The following is a 14,733-nucleotide window of genomic DNA, read 5'->3' on the forward strand; positions in this document are numbered from 1 at the left end:
ATGATTATTAAGGAGAGTTCAAATGGCGGATTCAAACCAATTTAATTTATCAGACCATGACTATGCGACAAAAGAGTTATCTAACTCATTGATAAGCAAAATAGAATATTTAAAGGTTTTAAACGATGCTATTGACGAGCAAGACGACCGATTAGTTTATCAATTAATAGACGGTCAACGCTACTCCAAAGAAATTTTAAAAGCAAAACATAGCGTAGCAGATATAGAAAATGAAAGTTTAATTTTAGATGTTCATGATAAAATAAGTGCTTTTTTGAGTAAAAAGTTAATTACTTATTTACGTGAAATGTATCCTTTCTTTTATTTTGAAGAGATAGGTGTAGGGCGTTTTCAATTTTATTTTGGAAATTGGTGGGGACGACGCTTATTTGGTGAATTAGATGTATTGAATGTCGAATTCAAATTTAATGCTGAAGAATACGAAAAGTTATCTCGAGCATTTGAATTAGAAGTAGAGAATAAAAGATATAATACAGATGAAATTAATAAAATTTCTGAAGAGACAGATTCTTTACAAGAGTTAATAGACGGACAAGACAGTCGTGATCAACGTAAAGATGAAATAAGAAAAGAATTGAAGAGACAATCTCAGGAAAAAGTAAGTTTCTGGGAGCAATCTAAACAAAAGGAACAAAGACAAAAGTTAATGTCGGAGTTATCAAAACTAACTGATTTAGATGAAGCAGCAAATAATGCGTATCAAAAGATTCGTGAAAATGAAGAAAAAGTTTTGAATTTATCGAAAGAAGATACATTATTAGGCTATGAAAAGCAAAGTATTATTACAAAGTTTGGTACATTTGAAAACTTTATTGACCATAATAATTCTCTATATCGTGATTATATTGCTGATTTAATTGCAAGAAAAGGGAGAGTAGATTAGTATGGAAAAAAATAATAGCAATGGTACTGTTACCTTTTACCCTAATAACTATGAAAATAGTGAGGAAGATGTACACTCTTTAAGTACTAAAGGAAGACTTCTTTCATATAACAATCAACTAAAAGATAGTTTACATAATGGATTGAAGTTCACAGAGTTATTGGATGAACTTATAGAAACTACGGATTCCCAAAATTTATTAAGAGCTGCAATGGAACTGACTCTATTTCAACTAGATACGGCTTATTTAGTTTTTCCTCAACAATATAGTCAATCTGATTATTATTTGATCTTTTTAAATAGATTATTACAGTTACATCAAAACGAACAGGTTATACTACAGTCATCCGATAGAAATGATGAATTGTATCATGAATTTCCAGGGATAAATCAAAATGGCTACTTCACTTTTAGAATAGATAATACAGAAGAAGGTGGGGCTTACTATACTGAAAAAAATACAGGTGAAATTTTGTTCTATCTTAACTTTCAAAGAAGAATTTTGCATTTCAATAGTAGAGCTATCACTAACTTATTAGTTGTTGATTATAGCAAGACATACAATTATGAAACTGTGAAGAAGTTTGAGATGTATTTAATGGCTTTGGGAGAGTATTTCAAAAAAGATTATGGATTTGATGTAGACTTTAACATTATGGATCCTTCCAATAGTACATTCTATCAATTTGGTAATTCAGGTATTCCTCAAGCCGCCCTAGATAAATTGTTTATTCAAGCTGCGAGAGAAAACTTTATGTTAGTAACAGGCTTGCATAATGAAGCTATTTTGAAGTTGGATAATGATGTTGAAGTTACAATTTACGATAAATCAATAGAAGATAGTAGTGCTACATTAAATAAGTGGGGATTAGTTGTTACAGATGATGATCATAAAGTATCTTGGTTTGATTTATTATTCCAATATGACTTCATTCGTACATGGTACTTAGATAATTTAAGTAGTTTAGAAATACAATCTAATCCTTTATATTTCTAATTATAAATTTTTATTGAGGGTCTAATTTATATGGATATTAACGAAATAGCTAAAAAAGTTAGAGGAAGAGAAATTAAGTTATTTTTACCAACAAAAGTTTTAAATCCAGAAGAAAGAGTAGCTGGACTCTATGTAGGTTTAAATATTTATTTGGCAAAGATGATGGAAAATGTTCGTAATGAGAATAGAAAAGAACTTATAGAATATTTTTGTGAGATAATGGTATATTTTATAAGTATTGCTAATGAAAAGAAATGGCTCTATCTATTATTATTAAATGAAGAACAAATATCAAATTTTAAGTCTAAATGGCATAGTAAATCATATAATAGTGTTTATTTAATTATTCAACAACAGATAAATAAGTGCTATTTTAATCATCAAAGTACAGAATTTGTACATGCGTGGCATATGTTAATAAAATTTGGCTTGGTAGAATTAGGGATAAGTCCAGAAGAGATAGAAGATTATTTTAATCAATAAAACTAAGAATAATTTGAAATAAGCTTGCAAAAGAGTATTCATTCTTGATACTATTTATAGGTAGCTAATTGATGGGAATACTTATGTCTTTTATTATTGTATTTCGCTAACATAATTTTAGGAGGATAAACAAATGATTTCAGTTAACGAATTTAAAAATGGTTTAACTATTGAAGTAGATGGTGAACTATGGCGTGTTGTTGAATTTCAACATGTTAAGCCAGGTAAGGGATCTGCATTTGTACGTTCTAAATTAAAGAATTTACGTACAGGTGCTGTACAAGAAAAAACATTCCGTGCGGGTGAAAAGGTAAATCAAGCACAAATAGATCGTAAAAAGATGCAATATCTATATGCTGATGGTGATAACTATGTATTTATGGATACAAATACTTACGAACAGCTTGAATTACCAGGTTCACAAATCGAAGAAGAACTTAAATATATGAAAGAAAACATGGTAGTAAGTATCATCATGTTTGGTACAGAAACATTAGGTGTTGAATTACCTAATACAGTTGACTTGGAAGTTAAAGAAACAGAACCTGGCATTAAAGGTGATACATCTTCAGGTGGTTCTAAACCAGCTACAATGGAAACTGGTTTAGTAGTACAAGTTCCTTTCTTTGTTAGTGAAGGAGACGTTTTAACTATTAATACAAGTGACGGTACTTACATTTCACGTGCTTAGTTAAGAGGTGTTTTTAATGGCAGATAATATCGTCTTAAAAAACGAAGAAACAAATGATTTAGGTAGAATAGAGATGGCGCCTGAAGTTTTAGAAATTATTATTGGGATTGCAGCTGCTAAGGTTGATGGAGTTTATTCAATGAGAGGATCATTGGCTAATAATATTTCTGCACTTCTTGGTCGTCAAAATCGTGGTAAAGGTGTAAAACTAAGTAATACAGATACAGATTTAGCTGTTGATGTATATACTTTCCTTAATTACGGTGTCTCTGTTCCTAAAGTAGCTAATGAAATTCAAGAAAAAGTACGACAACAAGTATTGTTTATGACTGGGATAGAATTAGCGGCAGTTAATGTTCATATTCAAGGTATGGTTCCAGAAAAAGAAGAACCTACAGTTGATCCTAACAACCTATTTGAAGAAAATGGTGACGAATAATGAGCTTGAGTAGACACGATATTAGAAAAATAGCATTTCAAACTTTGTTTGCATTAGGAAGTAATCCAGATGCAAATAGTGAAGACATTTATCAAGAATTACTAGATGAAGATAACAATGATTCTGATTTATCATATTTAAACGAACTTGTAGATGGTGTTCTAGACCATCAAAGTGAAATTGATATGGAAATTACTAAATATTTGAGAAAAAATTGGAATATTGGTCGACTTAATAAAACTGATTTGATTATCTTGAGAATAGCTATATTTGAAATTAAGTATAGTGATGTTGCTAGTAAAATTGCTGTTAATGAAGCTGTTGAATTGGCAAAGGAATTCAGTGATGATAAGTCATATAAATTTGTAAATGCTATTTTACAAAACTTAATATAAAAATGAAATACAGTTATATCACTGATATAGCTGTATTTTTGATTATATAATTAGTTTTTTTAATTATTTTGAGAACGTGCGCATTAGATAGATCATTTATGGTAAAATTTATTTTATGAATTAATGTTTAAAGGGGAAATTTTTATGGTAGCAACAATATTAGATGGGCGAATGTTATCTAAAAAAATAAGAACTAATGTATCTGAAAAAGTTAGCTTATTAAAACAAGAAGGGATAACTCCAAAATTAGTAGTAATTTTAGTAGGCGAAGATCCTGCTAGTCAAGTTTACGTAAGAAATAAAAGAAAAACTGCACATGCGTTAGGTATAGAAGCTGTAGATATTAGATTGCCTGAAAATGTTGAAGAAGATGAATTAATTAGGTTAATTGATGAATTAAATAGTGATGGAACTGTTCATGGTATTTTAGTACAATTGCCGTTACCAAAACATATAAATGAAAATAAAGTAACCCATAGAATTATACCCGAAAAAGATGTAGATGGATTTCATCCTTTAAATATCGGAAAACTATTTATGAATATACCTGGACCATTACCTTGTACCCCAAGAGGAATTATGGAATTTTTCAAGGAATATGATATTCCTGTTTCAGGAAAAAGAGTTGTAATTGTTGGTAGAAGTAATATTGTAGGTAGACCAATGGCTGCATTGTTGGTAAATAGTGATGCTACTGTAACAATAGCGCATAGTAAGACCAAGAATTTAGCTGAAGTGACAAAGCAAGCTGATATTTTGATTGTTGCTATTGGTAAAGGTGAGTTTATAGATGAAAATTATGTAAAGAAAGGAGCTGTTGTGATAGACGTGGGTATGAACAGAAATAATGATGGAAAATTAGTTGGCGATGTTAATATGGAAAGTGTGAGCAAAGTAGCCAGCTATATAACCCCAGTTCCTGGTGGTGTAGGGCCAATGACAATTGCAATGTTGATGAAACAAACAGTAGAATTAGCAGAAAGAAGTGTTGCTGGTGAGTAAAGAATATTTAACGGTAAGTGCTCTGACAAAATATTTGCATACTAAATTTACTCGTGATCCTTATTTAAGAAGGGTATATTTAACAGGTGAAATATCTAATTTTAGACGTAGAGCTACACATCAGTACTTTAGTTTAAAAGATGATAATGCTGTGATAAGTGTAATGATGTTCCAAAGTGCCTTTTCAAAAATAAAGTTTGAACCAGAGGAAGGAATGAAAGTTTTGGTCTCTGGGAGAGTTGATTTATATGAAAAATCCGGAAGATATCAAATAATTATTGATACAATGCAACCTGATGGAGTAGGGGCATTATATCAAGCATATGAACAATTAGTAAAAAAATTACGAATAGAAGGATTGTTTAATGAAGAATTAAAGAAGCCTTTGGTTAAATATCCCAAAAGAATTGCTGTTATTACCAGCCCATCTGGTGCAGTTATTAGGGATATTATTACTACAACACGTAGACGCTATCCAATTGCACAATTAGTTTTATTCCCAGCAGTTGTTCAAGGGGATGATGCTGCTGATTCTTTAGTTGGAAGACTAAAACAAGTAAACGAAGATGGAAATTTTGATACAATAATTATTGGTAGAGGTGGAGGATCAATAGAGGATTTGTGGCCTTTTAATGAAGAAAAGGTCGCTAGGGCAATCAGTGATAGCAAGATACCAGTAATATCTTCTGTAGGTCATGAAACTGATACAACAATTGCAGATTTAGTAGCAGATGTTAGAGCTGCTACACCTACAGCAGCTGCTGAATTAGCAACACCTGTATTGAGCGAAGAAATAGTTAAGATTAAGCAGTATCGTTTAAGAATAATACAAGTTCTAAAAAATAAAATATCCAGTTATCAACAGATTTTAGATAAGGTATGCAGTTCATATATTTTGCAACAACCAGATAGATTATATACAGGATATGTGCAAAATTTAGATTCATTGATTAATAGAAAAAATCAAGCTTTTAAAAATTTAGTTTATCAAAATAAAAAACAATTACAGTTATTAGAAAGTAATTTACAACATAATAATCCAAGCATTAGAATTAAAGATGAAAAAAATAATTTACAACAATTATTAGAAAAAATGCATCTAGGGATGTTAGGCGTTTTTAATGACAAAAGCTATAAATTAGAAAAATTAATGTCATCTTTAGATATGTTGAGTCCATTAAAAGTTATGAATAGAGGATATAGTTATATTTTAAAAGATGGTAAAACAGTAAGAAATGTTAAATCATTGCAACCAAATGATGACGTAACACTTTATTTTGAAAATGGTAGTGCTGAAGCTAGAATAACAAAAACCAGAGAGGAAAAGAAATAATGGCAGAAAAAGTAACTTTTGAACAAGATATGAAGAACCTTGAAGAAATAGTAAAAAGACTTGAGCAGGGAGACATTCCATTAGAAGAAGCAATTGAAAAATTTAAACAAGGGATGGATTTGAGTAAAAAATTACAAAATACACTTCTACAAGCAGAAGAAACATTGACTAAAGTAATAGATGATAATGGAGATGAACAATTATTTGAAAAAGAAAATGAGGATTAGTAATTTAACTGAATTTGAAAAAATCTCACTCCCAAAATTAGAGAATGAGATGGATCTTTATTTAAATTCTTTGAATAGTAATCAAATTTTGAAAGAATCTATGAGATATTCAGTTGATGCTGGTGGAAAAAGAATAAGACCTTTATTGGTGTTAATTTCAGCGTATTCTTTAGGTAAGAAAATTTCAAAAAGTGATTATCAAGTGGCAGGTAGTTTGGAACTTCTGCATACCTACTCATTAATTCATGATGATTTACCAGAAATGGATAATGATGAATTAAGAAGAGGAAAGCCAACTAACCATAAAAAATTTGGGCAAGCAATAGCAGTTTTAGCAGGGGATGGTTTGTTAACGACTTCATTTGAATGGCTATCTCTTACTGATATTGATAACGATAAAAAAATAAAATTAATCTCACAATTAGCTTTGGCTGCTGGACCACAGGGGATGGTAAGTGGTCAAACTGATGATATTTTAGGGGAAAGTAAAAAATATAATTTGGAAGAATTGAAACATCTTCATGCAGGTAAGACAGGTGCATTGTTAAGATATGCTTGTGTTGCCGGAGGGATTTTGAGTGATGCTTCTGATAATCAATTAGAGTTACTAAGAAAATATGGTGAGAATTTTGGCTTAGCATTTCAAATTTATGATGACTTATTAGATGTAATTGGTGATGCCAAATCTTTAGGCAAAAATGTTCATAAAGATGAGATAGAAAATAAAAATACTTATCCAATTCTTTTAGGAGTACAGGGGACCAAGGAAGCTTTAGTTGAAGTTTTAAATAATACTGAGAATTTATTAAAAGAAATGGCGAATAATGATATTGCAATAGACCTATTTGAGCAATTGTTAGATTATTTTAAAGTAAGGAAGTAATTATGAAAAAAGAACGTGTAGATGTACTATTAGTTAAACAGGGATTATTTTCTACAAGAGAACAAGCTAAAAGGGCTGTAATGGCTGGCGAAATTTTAGGAGAGAACGAAGAAAGATTAGATAAACCCGGAATGAAAATTTCTGTAGATACTGAGTTACATTTTAAGGGGACAAAAATGCCTTATGTAAGTAGAGGCGGTTTAAAACTCGAAAAAGCACTTAAGGTATTTAAAGTTGATGCAAAAAATAAAACTATGTTAGACATAGGATCGTCTACTGGAGGATTTACAGATGTAGCTCTACAAAAAGGGGCCAAATTAAGCTATGCTTTAGATGTAGGAACTAATCAATTAGCTTGGAAGTTGCGTCAAGATAACAGAGTTGTTGTTATGGAGAATACAAATTTCAGATACAGTAAATTAGAAGATTTTACTAAAGGACAACCAGATTTAGCTACAATAGATGTTTCTTTTATTTCTTTACAGTTAATATTACCAACTTTACATGAGATTATTCAAAATAATGGTGATGTAATAGCTTTAATTAAGCCCCAATTTGAAGCAGGAAAAGAAAAAGTTGGAAAACATGGAATTGTAAGAGATCCAAAGGTTCATCTAGAAGTACTAAATAAAATCATAAGTTTTGCAGCTGAAGAAAATTACGATGTTGTTGAATTAGATTTTTCACCTATCACTGGTGGGGAAGGAAATATTGAATTTTTAGTTCATCTGGTATCTAAGGAAAGTGTTGGAAATATTTCGCCTAGTGTAAATCCTGAGTTAATTGTGAAACAAGCTCATGCTACATTAGATATTAAAAAGAAAGCATAATTATATGAGAGAGGGATGAACTGAATGAGAAAGCAAGTCAGACAGAAACTTATCAAGGAAATCCTCCAAGAAAATGTTATATATAAGCAAGAAGATATTGTAGAAAAGTTAAATGCTCGTGGAATAAATGTAACGCAAGCAACTATTTCTCGCGATGTAAAAGAAATGCAACTAGTTAAATTGCCAACACAAACTGGTAGTTATAGGTATAGTATGCCTACGCTAAAAGAAATTAATGTAGAAAAGAAATTGAGTGATACATTAAGTGAATCATATGTTTCTTCAGCACAAAATAGAGAACTATGTGTATTTAAAGTTTTACCTGGTAGTGGACCTGCAGTTGCTAATCTGATTGAACAAGCAAAATATCCGGAAGTTTTTGCGACTTTAGGAGATGATGCTACAGTCATGATATTTGCTTACTCAGAAGAAGATGCAATAAAAATGGAGAATAAGTTGTTAAATCTGATAAATATAGGGTGATTATATGTTACAAGAATTATCAATAAAGGATTTCGCCATTATAGATGAAATACAAATATCATTTCAACCTAAGATGACAGTATTGACGGGTGAGACAGGTGCTGGTAAATCAATTATTATTGATGCTCTGGGCTTATTAGCAGGAGGCAGAGGTTCTACTGAATTTATTCGTAAGGGTGAGAAAAAAGCTGTTATTCAGGGGTTATTTACATTACCTAGAGAAGCTAATACTTACAACATTTTGGAAGAATACGGAATAGATTCTGAAGATGGACAAATAATCTTGCAAAGAGATTTATATCGAGGCGGAAGAAATATTTGTCGCATCAATGGAATGATGGTAAATTTGGCAACTTTACGAAAGGTAGGAGAAACATTAATTGATATTCATGGGCAGAATGAGCACCAAGAATTGATGAAGCCAGAAAACCATATAGATTTGTTAGATGAATATGATAAAAAAACATCCCAGTTAAGAAATCAATATCAAGTTGTGTATCAAAATTATCGTAAGCTAAAATTATCAATGGAAAAAAAAGAAGCTGATGAGAAGGCCTGGGCCCAAAGACTAGATATGCTAAATTTCCAAGTCAAAGAAATTGAAGAAGCTGGTTTAAAAATTAATGAAGAAGATGAACTAGTCGAAGAAAAAAATAAATTGGATAATTTTCAAGCAATACATGATGCTTTAGAATTAAGTTATCAAATTTTATCTGGTGAAAAAATAGATGTAGTTGGAAATTTAGGAAATGCAATGAATGAGTTAAGCGATGTTTCAGATTTATCAGAAAATCTTCAAGAAATCAATACTAAAATTTCAGATGCTTTTTATAGTCTAGAAGATGCCGCTCGTGATATTTCAGATGAACTTGATTCAATGGAGTGGAATGGAGAAAGGTTAAATGAAATAGAGGAAAGATTAGAGTTGATCCACCAATTGAAGAGAAAATATGGTGATACAATAGAGGATATTTTGCATTATCATAGTAGAATTGAAAAAGAATTAAGAGAAATGGAAAATGCGGAACAAAATTCAGAAAAGCAAGAAAGACAATTATCTGAGGCATTAGAAAAAGTAAAAGAATTGGCAATAAAACTTTCGAAACAGCGGAAGAAAAGCGCTAAAAAATTAGAAAAAATGATCCATGAACAATTAAGTGCATTATATATGGACAAAGCTGTATTTGAAGTTAAATGTTTAAATAATTCTAAATTGTATTCTAAAGGTATCGATAAAGTTGAATTTTATATTCAAACTAATCCAGGTGAAGAAATGGGCCCATTAGCTAAGATAGCTTCAGGTGGTGAACTTTCACGAATAATGTTAGCTTTAAAAACAATTTTTTCTCAAAAGATGGGTGTCACAAGTATTATCTTTGATGAAGTTGATACTGGTGTTAGCGGTCGTGTAGCTCAAGCGATTGCTGAAAAAATAAGCCAAATTTCAAATAATTCACAAGTTTTATGCATTACTCACTTACCGCAAGTTGCAGCAATTGCAGACAATCATTACTATATTTCAAAATCTGTCAACGATGGTAGAACAGAAACTTCATTAAAAGAATTAGATGAAAAACAAAAAATTAGAGAGATAGCAAGAATGTTATCTGGATCTGAAATTACAGAATTAACATTGAAACATGCAGAAGAATTAATTAAAATGTCAAAATAAAAAGCTAGGATTTGGTATTGTGTAACACCATATATTGGTATAAAAACAATACATCCTAGCTTTTTAAATAAGATCACGATATAATCCAACAACTTTTCCTAAAATAGTTACATTTTCTAAGATAATAGGATCCATTGTATCATTTTCGGGTTGTAATCGGTAATATCCATCTTCTTTGAAGAAACGTTTGCAAGTTGCTTCATTCTCTTCAGTCATAGCAATAACTATTTCTCCATTATTTGCAGAAGATTGCTTACGAACAATAACTTGATCACCATCTAAGATACCAGCGTTTATCATACTCTCGCCACGAATAGATAACATGAAAAGATCATCAGCAGATTCAAAATAAGGTGGTAGAGGAAAATAATCTCTATTTTCTTCAACTGCTAAAATAGGTTCACCAGCAGTAACAGTACCTACAATGGGAATTTGAGTTTTGTTAGGTAACTCATCCAACATTTCTAAGCCTGCTAAAGTAATTTCAATGGCGCGAGGTTTAGTAGGATCGCGTTTAATGAGGCCCTTACTTTCAAGCTTAGAAAGATGTCCATGAACGGTTGAAGTAGATGATAAACCAACAGCGTTACAAATTTCACGAACAGTAGGTGGGTAGCCACTATCAGATACATGTGAAAATATATAACGAAGAATATCATGTTGACGTTTCTCTGATTTTGTCATTCTAGACACTCCAATATTAATATAATAACTTGATTATAGCATAGAATTATTAAGAACGTCAAACTAACGTTCGTGTTTATAACTTGTCTTTTTGTAAGCTTTTTGATAATATGTCAAATAGAGTAAATCACAAAGGAGTGAGACGATTGGCTGATAATAAAGGAATTCCACAAGAGTTAATAGATAGAATAAATGAACTTTCTAAAAAGAAAAAAGAAGAAGGCCTAACATCTGAAGAGTTAGCAGAACAAAAAGAATTACGAGAAACCTATCTTTCTTTATTTAGAGAAAATTTTAGAAGCCATATTGAAATGCTACAAGTATATGATAAAAATGGTAAAGAAGTAACACCTGAAAAGGTAAAAAAGATTCAAAGAGAACGTGGTCTAAGAGATGATTAATTTATCTTAGTGTAAGCGTTGATAGGTAATATTACAAATGATATAATATAATAAGCGTTAAAAAGTAAGATTAATTTTTTAAATTATTAGATAGGTTAATCTTATTAGAGGAAGGAGAACTTATAGATGAGTACAGGTATTTGGGTGCTTATTGTCATTATTGCTGCTGTGCTAGGCTTTGTTGGTGGTTTTTTTGCTGCTCGAAAGTACATGGAAGACTATTTAAAGAAGAATCCACCTATTAATGAACAAATGATGCGTACTATGATGATTCAAATGGGACAAAAACCATCTGAAAAGAAATTGCATCAAATGATGAATGCAATGAAGAATAATTATGGTAAGAAGTAATTAGTTTTTGAGGGAGTGAGTAGATGTAAGTCAGTCACTTCCTTATTTATTATTATAATTTAGATTAAGGTGGTATTATTTAATGCAAGTACATAACGTCAATTTAACAATTAGTGCCGTAAGACCAGAACAATATCCAGATGCTAAATTGCCAGAAGTAGCACTTGCTGGTCGTTCCAATGTTGGAAAGTCTTCATTAATTAACACATTAATTAATAGAAGAAATTATGCCCGTACGTCAAGTCAACCCGGAAAAACGCAAACGCTGAATTTTTACAATATCGAGGATTTATTATATTTTGTTGATGTACCAGGTTACGGATATGCTAAAGTTTCACAAAAAGAAAGAGAAAAATGGGCTAGAATGATAGAAACATATTTTTCTACTCGACAAGAGCTAAAGGGAGCTATCAGTTTAGTAGATGCTCGCCATGAACCTTCAGAATTAGATTGTCAAATGATAGAATTTTTGCATTATTACAATATACCTGTATTAGTTGTAGGAACGAAAATAGATAAAATTCCTAAAAGCAAAAGAAATAAAAGTGAAAGTCAAATTAGAAAAAAACTACAATTGACAAAAAATGATAGACTAATTTTATTCTCTGCTGTTGATAAAACAGGTAAAGATGAAGTTTGGGATTGGATTGAAGATATTACCAAAGTTAATTAATAATTGTGAGGAATATTATGGAATTTAATGAATATCAAGAAGCGGCTAATCGAACATTATATGGAAATGAGCAAGTTCTTACAAATTGTGCATTAGGATTAGCTGGGGAAACAGGACAAGTTGTTGATTTAGTTAAGGCGTATACTTTTAAAGGAAAAGATTTAGATAAAGAAAAATTAGTACATGAACTTGGGGATGTACTTTGGTATTTATCACAAATTGCAGAATGGGCAGATATACCCTTTGATGAAGTAGCGCAAGAAAACATCGAAACGTTAAATAAACGTTACCCTAATGGATTTAATCCAGCAAATTAATCAAAAGTCATTGTGTTTATGAAACATAATGACTTTTTTATTAAGAAATATTTTTTTAAAGTAGACAACAGGTTGAAACTTTGTCATAATTCTTATGATAGGGGTGTCGAATTTGAAAAAAAAAGTTATAAGTCTTTTCAAAAAGAATTGGAAATATTGCTTATTAGTAATATTAGTATTGAGTATAATTTTAGTTATTAAAAATATTAACAAAAGACACTACGATATTGAAGATTATAATTCTAATATTCAATTAAAAAATGATGGCTCTATAGGAGTATCGACACGTGTACAATATAATATTCATGGTAAGTATGACTTATTAGTTATTCCACAAGCATTACCAAAAGATGTGGATACGATTAATAATGTGGAAGTGTATGAAATTAAAAATAACAAGCAAGTCTTATTAAAAAAAGGGACTAATGCAGATATATCTAAAGAGGCCAAGATGAATGCTGGTAAATATTTTGTCACTTCTGATTTAGCAGAAACAAATACTAAAGTAAAAGTAAGAATATATCAACCAGTTGAAAATGAGAGAGTTACATACAAACTAACATATAATGTACCAAATGCGATTATAAATTATGGTAATAGTAATATTTCAGAATTAAATTGGAATATACTGAGTAATTGGGGACATAAGTTTAGCAATATTGATATAACATTTGATTTACCTGAAAAAAATCCACAAATTTTACGAGCGTGGGTGAGAGGAACAACCGATGGTAAAATAACGACTAGTAAGAAAAATGGAAAAGTGAATTTTAAGTTGAATAGGCTTCCCGAAAATAAGAGTTTACATTTAAGACTAATATGTTCTAAAGATCTATTTGCTTATAATACTAACAATATGTTTAAAACCCCTATACCAACAGAAAGTAGTATTTCAGGATATGAATACAAAAATAGTGATAAAGTAAAGAGGGATAGTAGACTAAAATATACTGGAAAGTATATTTCTATAACAATATTATTAATTGTTATGACAATTATGGGAATATTCAGTTGGAGAGTGTTATCTAAAAATTTAGTTTTATCAAATTATCTTAAGTTTACAAAGTATTCATTTGATATTCCTGATATATCGGTTAAATATGTTAGATCGATTTTATTTCCTAAACGAAAGCCCAACAGAAATGTTTACGCAGCATATATAGTAGACTTAATAAATAAGGGTGATCTAGTATTAAATCCACTAAGAACTGAAAATTATCAGACTATATATGACTACGAATTGCAAGTTAAAGATGAACAGTTTATAGAAAATAATAGATTGAATACATTATTATTTAGTAATCTTACTTCTGACAATAAAATTAAGTTATCTGAAATAGAAGAAACTGTCAATCTTATGAAGATTTCAGAAGTTACTGAAACTTATAAGCAATGGCAAGGGAAAATTAAAGAAGAAGTGGATAATCTATTTAAACTGGAACATAAACGTAATTTAAAAGGTTATTTTACTAAAAAATGGTTAATACTCTGGACACTATTCAATCTAGCAGGAGTAATTTTATTTTTTATTGTATCTAAATGGTTAGGGATAATTATAGCTACAATTCTTATTGTTAATGATATAAATTTGATATATATATTTATTAATGTTTATAAATATGAACCTGAAATATTTATAGAACTGAGAAGATTAAAGATTTTATATCGAAGTTTACGCAATATAGAAAAGCTAGAATTGAATGATGTTGGTGACGAAAATTTTTGGGAAAAATTATTACCATATGCAATAGCTTTAAATATGGAAGAAAGAACAAATCGAAAACTATATCAGTTATATAGTGAATCAAATGTCTTTATGAAAGATTCCATATTATATATGGGGGATTTTGCTGAAAAAATAGGGGAAATTTTTATTAGATTAGATTTAAATAGTGAAACGTTGAATATAAAAAAATAAACTATAAATACTGGTAAATGTGGGAATTTACTGGTATTTTTTATTAAATA

The 14,733-nt window shown here is 30.1% G+C and carries 19 protein-coding genes; 18 read left to right on the top strand and 1 reads right to left on the bottom strand.

The window, feature by feature from the left end; all coding sequences use genetic code 11:
* Positions 1-22: 22 nt before the first annotated feature.
* From FC55_RS02740 to recN, 13 genes are all read left to right on the top strand, one after another.
* On the top strand, positions 23-904 hold the full coding sequence (locus FC55_RS02740; protein ID WP_003699835.1) for a hypothetical protein: 882 nt from the start codon (positions 23-25) through the stop codon (positions 902-904).
* Between the two features lies 1 nt (position 905).
* Positions 906-1,901 carry a hypothetical protein gene (locus tag FC55_RS02745; RefSeq protein WP_003699836.1) on the top strand — a complete coding sequence of 332 codons (996 nt, stop codon included), beginning with the start codon at positions 906-908 and terminating at the stop codon, positions 1,899-1,901.
* 30 nt (positions 1,902-1,931) lie between these two features.
* Complete coding sequence (locus FC55_RS02750) at positions 1,932-2,384, top strand: hypothetical protein (protein ID WP_003699838.1); 453 nt, start codon at positions 1,932-1,934, stop codon at positions 2,382-2,384.
* Between the two features lie 133 nt (positions 2,385-2,517).
* Positions 2,518-3,075: an elongation factor P gene (efp, locus tag FC55_RS02755; protein ID WP_003699839.1), complete on the top strand. Its 558-nt coding sequence runs from the start codon at positions 2,518-2,520 to the stop codon at positions 3,073-3,075.
* A 16-nt stretch (positions 3,076-3,091) separates the two neighbouring features.
* Complete coding sequence (locus FC55_RS02760; RefSeq protein WP_003699841.1) at positions 3,092-3,514, top strand: Asp23/Gls24 family envelope stress response protein; 423 nt, start codon at positions 3,092-3,094, stop codon at positions 3,512-3,514.
* Complete coding sequence (gene nusB / locus FC55_RS02765; protein WP_003699843.1) at positions 3,514-3,909, top strand: transcription antitermination factor NusB; 396 nt, start codon at positions 3,514-3,516, stop codon at positions 3,907-3,909. The genes FC55_RS02760 and nusB overlap by 1 nt, the downstream gene beginning before the upstream one ends.
* Positions 3,910-4,053: 144 nt before the next feature.
* Complete coding sequence (folD, locus tag FC55_RS02770; RefSeq protein ID WP_011475808.1) at positions 4,054-4,911, top strand: bifunctional methylenetetrahydrofolate dehydrogenase/methenyltetrahydrofolate cyclohydrolase FolD; 858 nt, start codon at positions 4,054-4,056, stop codon at positions 4,909-4,911.
* Positions 4,904-6,244: an exodeoxyribonuclease VII large subunit gene (gene xseA / locus FC55_RS02775; protein ID WP_003699846.1), complete on the top strand. Its 1,341-nt coding sequence runs from the start codon at positions 4,904-4,906 to the stop codon at positions 6,242-6,244. Before folD ends, xseA begins: the two co-directional genes overlap by 8 nt.
* A complete protein-coding gene (locus FC55_RS02780) occupies positions 6,244-6,471 on the top strand; it encodes an exodeoxyribonuclease VII small subunit (RefSeq protein WP_003699848.1) in 228 nt (75 codons plus the stop codon). Before xseA ends, FC55_RS02780 begins: the two co-directional genes overlap by 1 nt.
* On the top strand, positions 6,461-7,354 hold the full coding sequence (locus FC55_RS02785) for a polyprenyl synthetase family protein (RefSeq protein ID WP_003708049.1): 894 nt from the start codon (positions 6,461-6,463) through the stop codon (positions 7,352-7,354). Before FC55_RS02780 ends, FC55_RS02785 begins: the two co-directional genes overlap by 11 nt.
* A 2-nt stretch (positions 7,355-7,356) precedes the next feature.
* Entirely contained in the window at positions 7,357-8,184 is an 828-nt protein-coding gene (locus FC55_RS02790) for a TlyA family RNA methyltransferase (RefSeq protein ID WP_003699852.1), read from the top strand.
* 24 nt (positions 8,185-8,208) lie between these two features.
* Entirely contained in the window at positions 8,209-8,667 is a 459-nt protein-coding gene (locus FC55_RS02795) for an arginine repressor (RefSeq protein WP_003699854.1), read from the top strand.
* Between the two features lie 4 nt (positions 8,668-8,671).
* Positions 8,672-10,339, top strand: coding sequence for a DNA repair protein RecN (gene recN / locus FC55_RS02800; RefSeq protein ID WP_003699855.1), 1,668 nt, complete (start codon positions 8,672-8,674; stop codon positions 10,337-10,339).
* A gap of 63 nt (positions 10,340-10,402) precedes the next feature.
* Here the strand turns inward: recN and lexA are convergent, their stop codons facing one another.
* A complete protein-coding gene (gene lexA, locus FC55_RS02805; RefSeq protein WP_003699857.1) occupies positions 10,403-11,023 on the bottom strand; it encodes a transcriptional repressor LexA in 621 nt (206 codons plus the stop codon).
* Positions 11,024-11,133: 110 nt separating this feature from the next.
* On the opposite strand from lexA, the gene FC55_RS02810 reads away from it, so the two are divergent.
* The 5 genes from FC55_RS02810 (at position 11,134) to FC55_RS02830 (ending at position 14,683) form a co-directional block, all read left to right on the top strand.
* Positions 11,134-11,424, top strand: coding sequence for a DUF896 domain-containing protein (locus tag FC55_RS02810; RefSeq protein ID WP_003699858.1), 291 nt, complete (start codon positions 11,134-11,136; stop codon positions 11,422-11,424).
* 126 nt (positions 11,425-11,550) lie between these two features.
* Positions 11,551-11,775: a YneF family protein gene (locus tag FC55_RS02815; RefSeq protein ID WP_003699860.1), complete on the top strand. Its 225-nt coding sequence runs from the start codon at positions 11,551-11,553 to the stop codon at positions 11,773-11,775.
* A gap of 82 nt (positions 11,776-11,857) precedes the next feature.
* Positions 11,858-12,448: a ribosome biogenesis GTP-binding protein YihA/YsxC gene (gene yihA / locus FC55_RS02820; protein WP_003699861.1), complete on the top strand. Its 591-nt coding sequence runs from the start codon at positions 11,858-11,860 to the stop codon at positions 12,446-12,448.
* Between the two features lie 17 nt (positions 12,449-12,465).
* A complete protein-coding gene (locus FC55_RS02825; RefSeq protein ID WP_003699862.1) occupies positions 12,466-12,765 on the top strand; it encodes a nucleoside triphosphate pyrophosphohydrolase family protein in 300 nt (99 codons plus the stop codon).
* A gap of 103 nt (positions 12,766-12,868) precedes the next feature.
* Positions 12,869-14,683, top strand: a complete 1,815-nt coding sequence (locus tag FC55_RS02830; RefSeq protein ID WP_225356278.1) for a DUF2207 domain-containing protein — start codon at positions 12,869-12,871, stop codon at positions 14,681-14,683.
* Positions 14,684-14,733 lie beyond the last annotated feature (50 nt).

The organism is Ligilactobacillus salivarius DSM 20555 = ATCC 11741, assembly GCF_001435955.1.
Taxonomy (GTDB): domain Bacteria; phylum Bacillota; class Bacilli; order Lactobacillales; family Lactobacillaceae; genus Ligilactobacillus; species Ligilactobacillus salivarius.